This window comes from Paenibacillus sp. cl141a, assembly GCF_900109305.1.
In the GTDB taxonomy this organism is placed as follows: Bacteria; Bacillota; Bacilli; order Paenibacillales; family Paenibacillaceae; genus Paenibacillus_AQ; species Paenibacillus_AQ lautus_A.
In genome coordinates this window covers 43,569-59,412 of sequence record NZ_FNZO01000014.1, presented here as the reverse complement: position 1 = coordinate 59,412, position 15,844 = coordinate 43,569, and the positions used below count along the sequence as shown (strand labels likewise).

13 protein-coding genes are annotated in these 15,844 nt (G+C 50.1%); 10 read left to right on the top strand and 3 right to left on the bottom strand.

The features are described from left to right. Positions 1-23 precede the first annotated feature (23 nt). From nikA to BMX45_RS27360, 6 genes are read left to right on the top strand one after another with little or no spacing between them, the layout of a single operon-like run. Positions 24-1,628, top strand: a complete 1,605-nt coding sequence (gene nikA, locus BMX45_RS27385) for a staphylopine-dependent metal ABC transporter substrate-binding lipoprotein (RefSeq protein WP_090913515.1) — start codon at positions 24-26, stop codon at positions 1,626-1,628. Between the two features lie 32 nt (positions 1,629-1,660). Further along, on the top strand, positions 1,661-2,593 hold the full coding sequence (opp1B, locus tag BMX45_RS27380) for a nickel/cobalt ABC transporter permease (protein ID WP_090913513.1): 933 nt from the start codon (positions 1,661-1,663) through the stop codon (positions 2,591-2,593). Continuing rightward, positions 2,593-3,474: a staphylopine uptake ABC transporter permease subunit CntC gene (gene opp1C / locus BMX45_RS27375; protein WP_090913511.1), complete on the top strand. Its 882-nt coding sequence runs from the start codon at positions 2,593-2,595 to the stop codon at positions 3,472-3,474. Before opp1B ends, opp1C begins: the two co-directional genes overlap by 1 nt. Then, on the top strand, positions 3,458-4,267 hold the full coding sequence (locus tag BMX45_RS27370; protein ID WP_090913508.1) for a staphylopine uptake ABC transporter ATP-binding protein CntD: 810 nt from the start codon (positions 3,458-3,460) through the stop codon (positions 4,265-4,267). Before opp1C ends, BMX45_RS27370 begins: the two co-directional genes overlap by 17 nt. A gap of 1 nt (position 4,268) precedes the next feature. Further along, a complete protein-coding gene (locus BMX45_RS27365; protein ID WP_090913506.1) occupies positions 4,269-5,015 on the top strand; it encodes an ABC transporter ATP-binding protein in 747 nt (248 codons plus the stop codon). A gap of 28 nt (positions 5,016-5,043) precedes the next feature. Then, positions 5,044-6,258 carry a staphylopine family metallophore export MFS transporter CntE gene (locus tag BMX45_RS27360; protein WP_090913504.1) on the top strand — a complete coding sequence of 405 codons (1,215 nt, stop codon included), beginning with the start codon at positions 5,044-5,046 and terminating at the stop codon, positions 6,256-6,258. A gap of 66 nt (positions 6,259-6,324) precedes the next feature. Here BMX45_RS27360 and BMX45_RS31495 read toward each other — a convergent pair whose 3' ends face one another. Further along, positions 6,325-6,510, bottom strand: a complete 186-nt coding sequence (locus BMX45_RS31495) for a hypothetical protein (RefSeq protein WP_090913502.1) — start codon at positions 6,508-6,510, stop codon at positions 6,325-6,327. Positions 6,511-6,633: 123 nt separating this feature from the next. On the opposite strand from BMX45_RS31495, the gene BMX45_RS27350 reads away from it, so the two are divergent. From BMX45_RS27350 to BMX45_RS27335, 4 genes are all read left to right on the top strand, one after another. After that, positions 6,634-7,347 carry a response regulator transcription factor gene (locus BMX45_RS27350; protein ID WP_090913500.1) on the top strand — a complete coding sequence of 238 codons (714 nt, stop codon included), beginning with the start codon at positions 6,634-6,636 and terminating at the stop codon, positions 7,345-7,347. Continuing rightward, positions 7,344-8,504, top strand: a complete 1,161-nt coding sequence (locus tag BMX45_RS27345; RefSeq protein WP_090913498.1) for a HAMP domain-containing sensor histidine kinase — start codon at positions 7,344-7,346, stop codon at positions 8,502-8,504. The genes BMX45_RS27350 and BMX45_RS27345 overlap by 4 nt, the downstream gene beginning before the upstream one ends. 97 nt (positions 8,505-8,601) lie before the next feature. After that, positions 8,602-10,860, top strand: coding sequence for a bacitracin amidohydrolase BahA (gene bahA / locus BMX45_RS27340; RefSeq protein ID WP_090913496.1), 2,259 nt, complete (start codon positions 8,602-8,604; stop codon positions 10,858-10,860). Between the two features lie 362 nt (positions 10,861-11,222). Continuing rightward, positions 11,223-12,515 (top strand): class II aldolase/adducin family protein, encoded by a 1,293-nt coding sequence (locus BMX45_RS27335; RefSeq protein WP_090913494.1) that lies wholly within the window; start codon positions 11,223-11,225, stop codon positions 12,513-12,515. 121 nt (positions 12,516-12,636) lie between these two features. On the opposite strand, the gene BMX45_RS27330 is transcribed toward BMX45_RS27335, so the two are convergent. Both BMX45_RS27330 and BMX45_RS27325 read right to left on the bottom strand, forming a co-directional pair. Next, positions 12,637-14,625, bottom strand: a complete 1,989-nt coding sequence (locus BMX45_RS27330) for a DUF4832 domain-containing protein (RefSeq protein ID WP_090913492.1) — start codon at positions 14,623-14,625, stop codon at positions 12,637-12,639. Between the two features lie 96 nt (positions 14,626-14,721). Further along, positions 14,722-15,744, bottom strand: coding sequence for a LacI family DNA-binding transcriptional regulator (locus BMX45_RS27325; RefSeq protein WP_090913490.1), 1,023 nt, complete (start codon positions 15,742-15,744; stop codon positions 14,722-14,724). Positions 15,745-15,844 lie beyond the last annotated feature (100 nt).

The window sequence follows — 15,844 nt, the reverse complement described above, 5'->3', positions numbered from 1 at the left end:
AAGTGGGTAGCAGGAGGAAAACCGTGAAAAGAAAAACCGTAATCATCTGGATGTTTTTATGCACGATGGCGCTTTTGGCAGGCTGCGGAGAGACGAATCAGGAAAACAAATCCGCAACGGCTGTCCCGGATGAATTAATCTATGCGACAGCCAAAGATATTCATGATATGAACCCGCATTTGTATACGGGGTCCATGCCGGCTCAGGGCATGGTATACGAGTCGCTGGTGGAGAACACGAAGGAGGGCATCAAACCGCTGCTTGCGGAATCTTGGGACCTTTCCGAAGAAGGCCGGACCTATACCTTTCATCTAAGAAAAGACGTGAAGTTCCATGATGGAGAACCGTTTAATGCCGAAGCCGTCAAATTGAACATCGACGCCGTGCAGCGCAATGCCGAAAAACATGCCTGGATTAAGCTGTCGAGCAAAATCAAAAACGTGAAGGTCGTGGATGAATACACCGTCCAATTGATCTTAAGCGAAGCTTATTACCCAACGCTGGTCGAATTGTCCATGACGCGGCCGTATGTATTCCTATCGCCGAAGGACTTCATGCAAGGGGAAACAAAGGATGGCGTTAACGGCCATAACGGTACAGGTCCTTACAAGTTCACGGAGCATAAAATCGATGAGTACGCTGTCTTTACCGCCAATGAAGAATACTGGAACGGTGCGCCGAAAATCAAGAAAATTACGGCCAAGGTGCTGCCTGCCGGCGAGACGACGTTTCTGGCCATGCAGAAAGGAGAGGTGAACTTCGTATTCACCGATGATCGGGGGGCGGACAGCATCGACGTGCAAGCGATGAATCAACTGGTTGACGCCGGAACCTATCAGCTTGTTCGCAGCGAAGCCATGAATACGAAAATGATAGTCGCCAACAGCAGCAAATCGGACAGCCCGGTAAGCGAAACCGCGGTGCGTGAGGCAATCTGGTATGCAATCGATCGCGAAACGATCAGCAAGGACATATTCGAAGGAACCGAAGCCGGAGCCAACAGGCTATTCTCGTCCAACGTGAACTATGCGGATGTCGAATTGAAGGAACGCGGCTATGATCCGGGAGCGGCCGAGTTAATCTTGGAACAAGCCGGATGGAAAAAGGGCAGCGGCGACGAGGCCAGGACCAAGTCCGGACAGCAGCTGGCCATGAGCTTATATTATGACAGCAATTCATCGTCGCAAAAAACGCAGGCGGAATACATTCAGCATGCGCTAATGCAGATCGGGATTAAGCTGGATATCGTCGGCGAAGAATCGAGTTCCATCGCGAATCGAAGATCTACGGGAGAGTACGAGCTATTGTTTAATCAAACCTGGGGACTGGCGTATGACCCCCAAAGCACCATCGCTGCGTTCACTTCCGAAGCTTCTTATCTGCATACAACCAAAGGTATTGCCGATGCCGATCGTCTCTATGACCAGATACAGGAGGTTATGGTATCGACCGATGAGGAAGCCAGAAAGGCGTTATATGCCGAGATCATGCGGACGGTTCACGATGAAGCCGTGTTTATCCCGATTTCGAGCGGGAGCGTCACGGTTCTCGCACCGAAGGACTTGAAAGGCATTACGTTCAAGCAAACCCAATTTGAGCTGCCTTTTGAACAAATGTATTTCGAATAGGCCTCGTGCTCATCAATCGATAAGGAGTCATTATGGGAAGTTATATAGCTAAACGATTATTGCTGTCCGTTCCGATCCTGCTTATGATTTCATTCTTGACCTTTCTATTGATCAACCTGTCGCCCATGGATCCTGCCGAAGTGGTGCTCCGCGCCCAGGAAGTTCCCGAAATCACGGAGGAACTGATCGCTAAGACGCGTGAAGAGCTGGGATTGAATCAACCGTTCCTGAAACAATATGCCGACTGGGTGATGGCCTGTCTTCAATTGGATTTCGGGGAGTCCTACGTCACGGGACAATCCGTGTGGTCCTTGATAAGCCCGGCGTTTCTCAACACGTTAAAGCTAACGTTGGTTTCGTCGATCATCATTATCGTCATGTCCGTCATCTTGGGGGTTGTCTGCGCATTAAATGAAGGCAACATGCTGGATCGATCGGTAAGAGGCGTTTCCTTCTTTCTGACGGCGATGCCTTCCTATTGGCTGGCTTCGATCATGATCTGGTATTTCTCCGTTCGGCTGGACTTGCTGCCAACCAGCGGCATGGACTCGTATCGAAGCTATATTCTTCCCGTAACGGTCATATCGGTGAGTTATGTCGGCATTTACTTCAGAAACGTAAGAAGCTCCATGCTGAGCCATTTGCATGAAGACTATGTGGTTTATGGGAGAGCTTGCGGTTTGCCCGAGAGGAAGATTACGAAACATATTCTAAGAAATTCGCTGCAAGTCGCCGTATCCATCTTTTGCATGGCGATCCCTATTATACTGGGCAGTACCGTAGTCATTGAAAATGTATTTGCATGGCCGGGACTTGGACGACTGAGCGTGAAATCCATATTGAGCAGGGACTTTCCGGTCATTCAGGCCTATGTCCTGATCCTGGCAGTAGCCTTTGTCTTATTCAACACCTTGTCGGACATGATCAATGCTGCGTTCAATCCGAAATTAAGGAAGGAAATCTAATGAGAGCACTGAAAAATCTGAGCAGAGACAAGCTGGCCAGCCTGTCACTGCTCATTATAGCCGCAATCGTAATCTTGGGGTTGTTCGCCCCTGTATTCGCGCCGCACGATCCGAACCATGTCGATATGAAGCTGCGTTACGCCGGCTCGTCCTGGGCGTATTGGTTCGGCAACGACCATTTGGGGAGATGCATCCTGTCCCGGCTAATTTATGGCATACGTCCCAGTATCTTATGGGTTCTGGCCGCCTTGTTGGCATCGGTAGGCGTGGGAGCGGCCGTTGGCTTCCTGGCGGGCTACTTCAGAGGCAAAACGGACGCGATTCTGATGAGAATTTGCGATATCATGCTTTCTTTTCCCGGGTATGTCATGACGTTAGCGGTTGTCGGCATTCTGGGTGCAGGCCTTGAGAACATTCTGATTGCTTTTGTTGCGATGAAATGGGCGTGGTTTGCCCGCGTCATCCGAACGTCGGTCCAGCAATATGCGGAAATGGATTATGTGAAGTTTTCTAAAGCAGCCGGTATCAGCAATCGTAGAATCATTTTGAAGCATATCGTTCCCGTGACATTCTCGGATATTGCCGTCATTGCCAGTGGTTCGATGTGTTCCATGATATTGCAAATCTCCGGATTATCCTTCTTGGGGCTGGGCATCAAGGCTCCTCACGCCGAATGGGGGATGATGCTGAATGAAGCGAGAGAGGTTATGTTTTCACATCCCGAGCTGATGTTGGCACCCGGCTTGGCGATCGTCATTGCCGTATCGGCATTTAATTTTCTGGCGGATGGGCTTCAAGTCGCGCTGGACCCCAAACGAATGAATTCCGGCAAGCAGCCGCGAGTTACAGAGGTGGAGAAACCGAATGTTGAATATGCTTGAGGTTAACCATTTGAGGGTATGGGATGCGAATGAGGGCAAAGAGATCATCCGTGACAGCTCTTTTCGGTTAAAGCCCCAAACCTGCCTGGCCATCGTAGGGGAAAGCGGGAGCGGAAAATCCCTTACGTGCAGATCGATCATCCGATTGCACAAGCCCTGGATTCGTCAATCCGGAGAGATTCTGTTCAAAGGCGAGAATTTGAATCAACTTTCGGTTAAAGAAATGAGAAGAATAAGGGGTAAACAGATTGGGATGATCATGCAGAACGGCATGGGAGCGTTTGATCCTTCGTCCGTAGTCGGGGTTCATTTTCAAGAGACGTTGAAGGGGCATTTCGGCTGGAGCAAGAGCCAGGTCGAAACCGCGATGAAAAAAGCGATGGAGAGCGTCATGCTCAACCATCCGATCGAAACCATGAATAAGTACCCTTACCAACTATCGGGCGGCATGCTGCAGCGCTTGATGATTGCGCTCACGCTGGTTCTTTCACCCGACATCGTGATCGCCGACGAGCCAACGACGGCGCTCGATACCATCTCGCAGTACGAGGTCGTTGAACAATTCATCCAGCTCCGCGAGCGAATGGGAGGCTCCATGATTTTTGTGTCCCACGACTTGGGGGTCGTGAAGAAGATTGCCGATGAAGTATTGGTCATGAGAAACGGCGTCATTGTAGAAAGCGGGAGCGTTGAAGAGGTATTATCGGCACCGCGGCATCCCTATACGCAGTACCTGGTTTCTACCCGTCTTGAGCTGAGCAGCCATTTCAACGAGATCATGAGGGGGGAGTAACGTGCTGAAGGTAGAGAACGTACATAAATCCTACCGGGTAGGCGGCCTGTTTTCGAGGAAAAAGCAGCAAATTCTGCATGATGTAAGCTTCGAATGCGGAAGCGGCGAGTGCCTTGGCATCATCGGAGAAAGCGGAAGCGGAAAATCTACCCTTGGACGATTGATTTTGGGTATTGAACAAGCGGACCAAGGGGCCGTCTTATTCGAAGGAAACGATGTGAGGAATCGTCATGTGCGTTCAGGCAATATGAGTGCCGTTTTTCAGGATTATACGTCTTCGATCAACCCGTTCTATACCGTGAAGGAAGCCATCATGGAGCCCTTAACGGCGCAGGGTCAGGTACGCTCCGACCAAGACGCCCGAGTCGATCGTTTGCTGCATCAGGTCGGGTTGGACGCTTCCTACCAAACGAAATATGCGCATGAGTTATCCGGCGGAGAGGCGCAGAGAGTCTGCATTGCCAGAGCGATTTCCACGGAGCCTAAGTGCATCGTGCTCGACGAGGCGATCAGCTCTTTGGACGTATCCGTACAGATACAGGTCCTCCGCTTATTGAAGGAGCTTAAAAACATCTATCAGATGAGTTACGTCTTCATCACGCACGACATTCAAGCTGCCGCTTATATTTGCGACAGGGTTCTTATTTTCAGAAGCGGCAAGGTGGAGGAGACGATCGACGTCAAGCAATTAAAGCATGTTCAGTCGGATTATGCCAAACAATTAATGGAGCATTTGATTACGTTCTAGCGTTTACGCAAGCAGGAGGAGAAATATAGTGAGTGGAGCGATGTCTTGGCCTTTTCTGCGTTTATATATGCTGGCCCTGCTTTATTTCAGCGCCAATGCCTTACTCAACGTCATCATTCCGCTTCAAGGAGCCGCATGGGGAGCCAGCAGCACAACCATCGGTCTCGTCATGGGGGCTTACATGCTGACAACGATGTTCTTCCGGCCCTTGGCCGGGCATTGGATCCAAAAGCATGGGCCGGTTAAGGTGCTGCGACTGGTTCTGTTGGTAAACGGCACTGCCCTGATTCTGTATACTTGTACCGGATTAGGGGGATTCCTCGTGGCTCGAATTTTGCAAGGCATTTGCACGGCTTTTTTTTCGATGGCATTACAGATCGGCATCATTGATGCGCTGCCTGAGAAGGAGCGTTCGCAAGGCATTTCATTTTATTCATTGTTCACCTATATCCCGGGCGTGATCGGTCCGGTTCTCGCATTAGGCCTCTGGCAGACGGGTGGCATGGATTCATTCACATTTATTCTTGTTGCGATCGCCATTTGTACAGGTTTATTCGGGTACAGCGTCAAGATGGACGAAGAGAAGGCGCCATCGGAACAAGCGACAAGCCGTTCAGGCGTGTTCCATTCCTTCGGGCAAATCGTCAAGAATCGGTTCCTGTTCCGATGCAGTGTCTTGATGCTGTCGGCATCCATCGTATTCGGAGCGGTCACCACGTTTATGCCTTTATACGGCGAGCAGCTGAGCAGCGGCAGCGCCGGCATTTACTTGATGCTCCAGGCTGCGGTCGTTGTCGCTTCGCGGTTTGTCCTGAGAAAACGAATTCCGTCCGATGGCAGATGGCATTCATGGTTTATCATGGGCACCATGCTTCTTGTAACCCTGGCTTCGGCATGCATCAGCCTGTCTTCAGAGTTGGGAAGCATGTTGCTCTACACAGGCGCCATTCTTATGGGCATGGCCCAGGCGCTGCTGTACCCTACGTTAACGACTTATTTGTCATTTGTATTGCCCTCGTCCAATCGCAATGTGTTAATCGGTCTGTTTATTGCGATGGCCGATTTAGGCGTATCCTTGGGCGGGGTCGCGATGGGACCGATCGCCGATTATTTGTCCTACTCCACCATGTACATGATCTGTGCAATGTTAAGCATGATGATGGTTATTTTCGCGTACGAGCGTAAAGGAGGCTTGGCTGCTTCAAACTCCAGCCATATCAGGGAGAGAGAAGGGGAGGTTTAGCAATGTATACCTGAAGGTTCATGAATCTCTGCTTGCTGGTTGAGCAGAGATTCTTTATTGTTTTACTCAAAAGCTTCTTATATCGGCTACGTGATCGATCCATGAGCCATCAACTATGATCTCTGCAGCCAGGCGGGGAATATTGTTGAAGTTCATCCCAATGCGGCGTCGCCATGTAATTATAACGACAAGATGGCTGAACTTAATCAGCTTCTCTTGTTTGGTTTTATCGGACGCTAATGAATCAATCATAAAATGACCTCCGCCGTATCTGGCGAGAGGTTATTTCTGTTTAATAATGCTGACGAGACAACGCAAAAAAGGAAATTAGCCTTCCAAGGAGAACCATATACTACTTGAAGGAGGATGCTTTTTATGCCCAGAACCATACTTGTGGTCGATGATGATCCGGATATCGTAGACATGCTGAAACTCTATTTAAACGCAGAAGGATATACGACTTTGGCAGCCTTCGACGGGCTTGCAGCGCTTGAGCATCTTCGAAGCCAACGCGTCGATCTCGCTCTGTTCGATATCATGATGCCGGTCATCGACGGATACCGGCTGCTCCGCACGATTAGACAGGATTATAAAATCCCGGTCATTCTCGTATCGGCCAAAAATCAGGAGCTCGATAAAATCACGGGTCTCAAGCTCGGAGCAGACGATTATGTTTCCAAACCGTTTAGTCCGATGGAAGTAATGGCAAGAATCCAGGCCCAGTTAAGACGATCGTATGAATTCAATGAGCCGTCGGAACCCGACCCGGCAGCCGTCACCCGCATCGCTGATTTGGTGCTGGATCATCGCGAATTCATCTTGTATATCAAAGGAAAGCCCATTTCGCTCAGCGCGATCGAATATAAATTGTTAAACCTGTTTATGGGAGAACCGGGGCGCGTATTTACGAAACGTCAAATGTTTGAGCATGCCTGGGACGAGTTGTACCTGGCCGACGATAACGCCGTTATGGTGCAGATTAGCAGGCTGCGGGACAAAATCGAGACCAATCCGAGAAACCCCGTTTATATCAAAACCATCCGCGGCCTCGGCTACCGGTTTGCCAAGAAAGATGAGTTAAGCACATGAAAACGCCTAGTCGTTTACAGCGCTCGCTGATCGGCCAATACTTGTACTTCTTTATTACGATTGCCATCATTGCGGCGTTATCGTTGTTTATATTGAATGCCCAAATCATGAATTATTTTCTTGATTCATCTGGGCAGACAAAGGTGGAGGAGACAACACAGAAGGGCTATTCCCCCGCTACGCCAGAGGAGAGCTACAGCGATCAACAAGAGCGCGTATTTTATAAAATGGCTCTTCAGATCCTGCTTTTGTTTCTCGTGTTGTTTGCGATCACCGTGTACGCGTTCGGAAGAAGGACCGCTTCGAGGCTCACGACTCCGCTCAGCTCCATAGCCGACGGCATTCGAAACATTGCCCAAGGTCAATACCGCAAAAGGCTAAACTTCAAAGCAAGCTATGAGCTCGCGCAAATCCAGGACGATTTCAATGATATGGCAGAGCGTCTCGAGCGGATGGAGCGGGAAAAGCAGGAGCTGGAAGAAAGCAAGCAGCGCATGCTGATCGACATCTCCCATGACTTGAAGACACCGTTGACCACCATTCGGGGCTATATCGAAGCGCTTGAGGCGGGACTCGTGGATACGGAAGAGAGAAGACGCCAGGTGTTGCGTTCGATATCCGACAAAGCCAGTTTGATGTCGGAGCTGATTGACGATATCTTTGACCTGTCCAAGCTGGACAGTCCCGATGTTCCTTTTTCCGTCGAATTCTCCGACATTACGGAATTTACGAGGGAAATCGCAGCCGAATATTATGAAGTTTTCGAAGATAAACAGCTTGATTTCCGTTACGATATTCCCGATCGGGAATTGAGGGTTCCGTTCAACGCGATCTGGTTGTACCGGGCGGTTTCCAATATGCTGTCCAATGCATGGAAATACAACCCTCCCGGCACAACCGTGGAATTGAAATTGGTAATCGCAGAGAACGGGGTTGAGATTCACGTTGCGGATGATGGCGCCGGTATCCCGGATGCCCTGAAGGATAAGGTGTTCGAAGCATTCGTTCGCGGAGAAAGGGCACGGACCAGCGATGGCGGCACGGGACTCGGTCTGGCGATTGCCAAACAAGTGGCAGAGAAACATGGAGGGAAGATCAGACTTACAACAACATACGGGCAAACGAGTTTCATTCTGTTTCTGCCGAGCAACATGTAAGATTTCTGAAAGAATAGGGAAAGTGCAGTGAAAGAGTGATCCGGTATCCTCAGATGTAGAACGATCTACTAAATAGAGTGCAGGAGGACTGGAAAGAGTGGAAATACAAAAAGAGAAAGAAAACGAGAAGGGCATTGCCAATATACAAAGAATCGTTGCCAACCGGAAACGCATAAAGCCCTTAACTCCTGGATGGAAGGGTGCGTCGCTTGGACTAGGAGGCATCGCCTTCATTCTAATCCTGATCCAGGCCGATTATTTTTTGACGGGGCACGGTTTCATAAAATATATCGCGGGCACGTTTTTGTTTGTCCTAGCGATTGCGATGATAAGCGGCTTGACCGCGTTGCTGCTGCACGGAGTCAAGAAAATGCCAAGCCGCTATATTTGGACGTTGACAGGTTCACTGGCCTTGCTTGTGTTCTGCTTCATGGTTCAGCCGAGAGTATCGGCCGTTTTCATTACATGTTTGGCCTTTGTTTTCTCTTTATTTGGCGCGTTGCTATATAAAATTGCAGCCGGAAGCTACAGGCAAGTCTCAAAAGCAAGGAGAATCGGCGCCATCGCCTGCTTGTCCTTGATCAACATCGTGATCGGAGCGGGCAGCTTCTGGCTGATTCGGGAGGGAGATGAAGCTGCTCCGGCCGTCACGTTACAACAGCTGAAAACCTCAAGCCGGTATGAAGACTCGACGATGAACAATCCGGCAGAACAAGGCACATATCCCGTCCAAAGCCTGCTATACGGAAGTCCTGACAACTACCGGAAAGAGTTTAATCAAAGCGGTTCGCTGACGACCAAAACGGTGGATGCAACCGAGTTTGTCGAGAAATGGTCCTCTGGGCGAACGAAGTCGCTTGGTTTCGGACCGGATGCCCTGCCTTTAAACGGAAAAGTATGGTACCCCGAAGGGGAGGGCATATTTCCGCTGGTCCTGATTGTGCATGGAAATCACTTAATGAACGATTATTCCGATCCCGGTTATGAATACCTCGGCAAACTGCTCGCGAGCAAAGGGTATATTTTCGTCTCCGTGGATGAAAATTTCCTGAATGCCGCCCCATACGAGGACCTTTTTCTGGTTAGCGCCCTCCAACGTGAAAATCCGGCAAGAGGTCTGCTGCTGCTGGAGCATTTGAAGACATGGAAGGGCTGGAACAGCGATCCGGACAACCCGTTTTATCAAAAGGTCGATATGGAACGAATCGCCCTCATCGGTCATTCCAGGGGAGGCGAAGCGGTCGCGATCGCCGCAGCCTATAACAATCTCGGACGTCACCCGGATCACGGCCATATCAAGTTTGACTATAACTTTTCGATCCGCTCTCTCATTTCCATTGCGGGAACGGACGGGCAATATCAGCCTCAAGGCAAACCGCTGCCGCTGCAGGACGTGAATTATCTCTCTTTGCATGGAGCTCATGATATGGACGTCAACAGCCTGGACGCAGCCAAACAATATCATCGGATTCGTTATACCGAAGGCAAAGATTACATGAAGTCGATGATTTATGTCTATGGGGCCAACCATGGCCAGTTCAACGGAGGCTGGAACAGAGGGGATGGAGCAGGTCTTGCGAATCGTCTCTTTAACCTGCGTCAAATCATGCCGCGGGAAGAGCAGGAAACGATTGCCAAGGTATTTATTTCCGGATTTCTTGATGCAACGCTTAAGGACCAACGTCAATATCGGGAGATGTTCACGGATTTGGGTTACGCCAAGGAATGGATTCCCGACAACCTGTACGTGGGCAATGTTTACGATTCGGGGACGACCATGATTGCCGATTTCCAAGAAGACATCGATCTGCAGAGCACGACGCTGCCTGGCGGCAGCCTGATGGGCGAACATCTCCAGGTATGGAAGGAGGAGAAGGTAAGGACTAAGCATGGCTTGGCCGATTACAGCGCGGTTCGTTTAGGCTGGGACACGAGAGGAGAATCCGAACCTGCATCCTTCACGGTTACGCTGCCGGAACGCGGCATGGTAACGGGAACGGAAAGCTCTGTCGTATTTTCGATGGCGGACGCCCGTGGAAAAGACGCGAGCGGCGACCCGAATGAACTGATCAATGCAACGGTTTCCGTTGAAGACAAGAAAGGCAATCAGGCCCATCTTCCGCTCAGCCACTTATCTAAATTGCCGCCCGTCATAGAAGGTAAACTTCTCAAATGGCCGTTCTCGAATGCCGGGAACATTTCGGAGCCCGTATTTCAAAGCTATGATTTCCCGTTAAGCGATTTTGAACAAATGAATCCGGACTTCAACCCGCAGCAGCTGAGCAAGGTCCGTATTCAATTCAACCTGACCCAGCGGGGAACCGTGCTGCTGAGTGACATAGGGATTCGATCGTAACATGTGTGGTCTGATAGGATGGCTTTGATGACTGCCAGTCGGCAAGAACTCTATACGTAAAGATGCCGCCAAACTGGCGGCTTCTTCGCTTTAGATTGAGTAGCGGGCTCCAATCGTTATCGATTACAAGCGGTAGTACGGCTGCAATAAGGAGAGCGAGGTTGATTCCCATCTGACCGCTATGGATTGTCAATCGTTCTGGCAGCATTCGACCGGCTGGAAGTTTTCAGGATCATCATCATTATGATTTAAGGCTATTGTTATTGTTTTTGCCACATTTCTCCTCGAATATCAACAGCAAAAACAGTATAATAAAAACAAACAAAACTAAACAAAAACATTCGGATAGGGCGGTGGCAGGAATGAATCAGGATTTTGTGCATCCGGCAGATCAGCTTCTTCTCTTTATCAATCGCATTTACAACCATGGGATGACAACCACGTCGGGAGGCAATTTGTCGATCAGGGACCATAACGGGGATATATGGATTACGCCAGCGGGAGTGGACAAAGGGTCGCTTAACCGGTCGGATATGGTATGCGTGAAGGAGGACGGCAGGGTAGAGGGGATTCACAAGCCTTCCAGCGAATTTCCCTTTCACCGGCTCATCTATCAAGCCCGCCCGGATTTGAAGTCGATCATTCATGCCCATCCGCCTGCACTGGTATCGTTCAGCATTGTAAGGCGCATTCCGGATACAAGGCTGCTTCCGAACGAAAGGCAAATCTGCGGCGAGATCGGAATTGCGCCTTATGCGCTGCCCGGAAGCGAGCAGCTCGGGGAGAACATTGCAGCCGTCTTCAAACAAGGGATCGACACCGTCATGCTGGAGAATCACGGGGTCGTGGTCGGGGGAGTGGATCTTTTTCAAGCGTTTCGTCGGTTCGAAACCCTCGACTTCTGTGCACGCCTTGAAATTGAGGCACGTCGAATCGGTAAACCGGTCCTGCTTACCGATGAGGATTACGAAACCGTGCGCAACAAAAGCACGCTGCAGATGGATACGTTCATCCGCGATTCCTGCACGTCGGAAGAAAAAGAGCAGCGCCGCGACATGTGCGGATTGATGAAACGCGCCTATAAACAGGGATTGTTCACGAGCACGCAGGGCACCTTCTCCCATCGATTGCAAGGAAACGATTTTGTCATCACGCCCTATGGCAAAGACCGCAATCATCTGGAACCGGAAGACCTCGTCCGCATAGAGAACGGCAAGTCGGAAGCGGGCAAACAGCCGAGCAAATCCGTTTTCCTCCATGAAGCGATCTATAACACGCAGCCGCATGTCCATTCGGTCATCATCGCGCATCCTCCCAACATTATGGCATTTGCGGTCACCGACACGGCCTTCGATTCGAGGACGATTCCGGAAAGCTATATATTGCTTCGCGGAACGCCGAAGCTCCCCTTTCATGCGGTGTATAATGAGCCTGAGCGTACCGCTTCGCTGTTTAAGGCCAATACGCCGATTGCCATTGTGAACAATAACTGCGTAATCGTTGCCGGTCAAAGCTTGCTCAACGCTTTTGATCGATTGGAAGTTGCGGAGTACAGCGCGAAGTCCATTTTGTCGGCGAGAACGCTAGGCGATGTCATCCACATCGATGATGAACGGATCCGCGAGCTTGAAGCAGCATTTCATCTGGAATCATGAGTAAGAACCCAGGGTTCATGATCTATAGCCTTTAAATGAAGAAGAGCAGCAGAGTTGCCGTGAAGGAATCGCGGCCATCTGCTGCTCTTTTTATTATGATAGTTGAAATCCGGTTATCATGCTATTTGGTCCATGAACCGATCTTATAAGCTCCGTCTGATAGCCGGTTTGTGTTAGCGAAATCAACGGTCGGCTGGTTCGTCGATGGATCGAGAATTGCTATGGCTAATTCATAAGTACCGCTCGGCAATGTATTCGTCGGAAGAGAGCCGGTGACCGTGTGCTGCCCTGTTCTCCAGGTCGTTAAGTCTGCCGATGTGGTTTGGCGTGCCACGATCTGGCCGCCGCTGCGCAGCTGGATTTCAAGAGGCCAATTGAACGGGAAGTGTTGAACCCCCTTATTCTCCACCGTGACGGATACATCGAGCGTGCTTCCGCTAGTTTCTTGCGGATATGCAGCCTTGTTCACGACAAAGTGATAGCCCATTCGTTTCTTGAGCGTATCGATGTTGCCCTGCAATGGATTCCCCACCGCCAGGGATGCCGGAGAATTCGGTCCCAGCCAGCTTGGCTTGCTGAGTTCGGTTTGCCGAAGGGTCTCATTGAAACCGCTGCCCGACGTAAGCGCAGCATTCATGCCATAAGCACCGCCATAGAATTCGCCGCCGGAGACGCGAGTGTCCCAAAAGTTTGCATGGGCGGGTTGCTGCTGTCCGATGTCATCCCAATATCCGTTCTGGGTGCCTGTATACCAGCCCCAATCGGAATCGAAGCTCGGCTGATCGCCGAAGACGTCATTGTACATTCCCAGAATCAAACCCTTGTTGTTATTCTTGGCCAGCTCGACGCTGCGTCTAATCAATAGCTGCGTGTGATCCTCCTGATCGGCAAAGGCATCGATATAATGCTGAATATATTGGTTGGATATGCTGTTCGGAGGAAACGCCCCCGTATAGTTGCTTTCCCCGTTCGGTCCGACATAAGGCCAGGTATGGAATTCCGCCCAATGTCCGAGCGAACCGATTTGCACAAAAGCGATCGGGCTATCCGGGGAGTCGTAATGGTCCGCAATCGCCTCGATTGCAAGTTTGTGCCTGGCGATCAGATAGTCGGAACTGTAATTAGGAGAGAAGCCCGTGTTGTTGCCGGCTCCCATGCCCCCAGTATCGTCGCGATAGGCCTTGCCCGGCGATTGTCCCAGGTTTGCCATGTCGTTGTACAGCCAATCCGGGATATCCCGGTGAGCCACGCCGGAAGGACTGTCCAGAATAAAGCGAAGGATTACCTTGACGCCGCGGCTTTTCCAATAGTCGAAATGATTGGAGGCTTCAATCGCACTGAAATCATAATTGCCCTTCGTCGGCTCAAACTCCTTCCAAGTCACGCCGGCATATACCAGCCGGTGAGGTTGAGGATAATTGGTAGATTTTGCGGATGGAGCCCAGCCTTTAAACGGGTTATTCAACGGATCATTCAGCTCGGCTGGATAGAATTCGATCATATTGCCTCCCGGATGATGTGCTTGTAAGGTATAGACTGGAAGCGGCTGGTTCTGTGCCGGCAGGCGGTGCATATCCGAATTGTTATCCAGATAACCGATGCTCACGCTGCTGCCTGCGCCAAGCCCAAGCGAAGAAAGAGGGATCGCTGCTTCAATCACGGATGAGGAACGTACATATTGAGAAGAAGTCAGAGACGATGAAAAATTCCAGCTCCAACTGCTTCCATTGCCTGAGTAGCGGTATAAGGATTGGTTCTCGAGAAGCCACTCAACGCCTGTCGTGCCCCAGCCAAAAGCTTGATATCCGGTAGAAGCATTTCCGTCCGTATTCAACCAGAAGCTTCCCATCGTAGTGCTAAGGCCGGAGCCTTGGACAAGCAGATAAAGATTCTTGTCGTCATGGGAAGCCTTTAAGATTTGAGCCGTTCCCGTATTCGTGGATATGGCCGGAATGCCCTCCCAGTCGCTTGGATTGCCGTCAACAACGATAGAGGCAGAGGCAGCTTCTGCAGACCAAGTAAAACGGGGAAAAGGGAATAAGGCAAGTAGAATGGCCGTCATGATAATTAGGGCAAACGGCTGCTTCCAATGGATACCCCGTGCTTTCATGTCAAACCTCCTCACAGAATTGTTCTTTTACTCTCAAGAAATCGAATCCTTCACCTCCTTTCCGAGTAGGCCATAAACAATTCGCGAATAAGCCGTTTAAGTTGAGCTGCGCGCCACCAAGCGGGTAGGCAAAATCACTTTTTTGGGCAGCAGCTTGTTTCCGTTGATTCGGTCAATTAGGTTATCGACAGCTACCATGCCGATTTCTTTCATCGGCACATCGATCGTGGACAGCGGCGGATTGGAATACTTGGATACCTCAATGTTGGATAGCCCAATAACCGCTACTTCGTCAGGAACGGAAATACCGTTGTTGTACAGTCCGTTGAGGGCTGCCATAGCCATTAAATCGCTGCCGGCAAAGAAGGCAGTCGGGAAATTTCGGGTTGTACATAAATGATTGATTTTTTCGATGCAGACCGCCTCATCCCACATGCAATCAATCACCCAATCGGGATTGACCGACAATCCGGCAGCATGCATGGTTGCGTAGTAGCCCCGATAACGACGGCTGTCTTTGAGGTTGCTCGATAATCCGCTTCCCCCGATATATCCGATTCGGGCATGGCCTTTTTCAATGAGATGACTGACGGCCATCGAAGCGACATTGTAATGATCGTAGCCGACATTGTCGATATCCCCGCGTTCCGTATCGATACCTACGATGTACGGGACCTGCTTGCGAATATATTCGTAGGTCTCGTGATCGAGCGACTCCATGAGAATGAGGCCGGTAATCGGTTCGCTGAACGTATTAAATAGGATCTTGCTGTCGTTCAATTCAATTCCCGTCCGGATAAAGGACATGTTGTAACCGGCGCCAAGCAAGCGTTCTTCCACGCCGGATAAGATCGACATGAAGTAGGGGTCGTTGTATTTATCCTTGGTGACGCTTAAGACGCATCCGATTTTGATATGCGATTTGCTTTCGGCCGGATCCTGAGCAGAAACCTTGCGTTTGGGCCCTGATGCGATTTTATAGTTCAGCTGCGTAACGGCTTGCCAAACCCTTTCCCGGGTTTCGTCCGTGATTTTATACTTCGTATCATTGTTTAACACTCTGGACACGGTGGCTGTGGATACATTTGCAAGTTTAGCAACATCCCGAATCGTACTCATGTATAAACACATTCTCCTTTTAAGTTACTAATAATCGCCATTTTAGAGTTTATAGGAATGTTACATTGTAAACAATGATTTGCTTTAATTACGGATTATG

Bases quoted from the DNA above. Each gene is read 5' to 3' on its own strand.
- opp1B (WP_090913513.1), top strand. From the start codon at position 1,661: ATGGGAAGTTATATAGCTAAACGATTATTGCTGTCCGTTCCGATCCTG.
- opp1C (WP_090913511.1), top strand. From the start codon at position 2,593: ATGAGAGCACTGAAAAATCTGAGCAGAGACAAGCTGGCCAGCCTGTCA.
- BMX45_RS27370 (WP_090913508.1), top strand. From the start codon at position 3,458: ATGTTGAATATGCTTGAGGTTAACCATTTGAGGGTATGGGATGCGAAT.
- BMX45_RS31495 (WP_090913502.1), bottom strand. From the start codon at position 6,510: ATGATTGATTCATTAGCGTCCGATAAAACCAAACAAGAGAAGCTGATT.
- BMX45_RS27350 (WP_090913500.1), top strand. From the start codon at position 6,634: ATGCCCAGAACCATACTTGTGGTCGATGATGATCCGGATATCGTAGAC.
- BMX45_RS27345 (WP_090913498.1), top strand. From the start codon at position 7,344: ATGAAAACGCCTAGTCGTTTACAGCGCTCGCTGATCGGCCAATACTTG.
- BMX45_RS27335 (WP_090913494.1), top strand. From the start codon at position 11,223: ATGAATCAGGATTTTGTGCATCCGGCAGATCAGCTTCTTCTCTTTATC.
- BMX45_RS27330 (WP_090913492.1), bottom strand. From the start codon at position 14,625: ATGAAAGCACGGGGTATCCATTGGAAGCAGCCGTTTGCCCTAATTATC.
- BMX45_RS27325 (WP_090913490.1), bottom strand. From the start codon at position 15,744: ATGAGTACGATTCGGGATGTTGCTAAACTTGCAAATGTATCCACAGCC.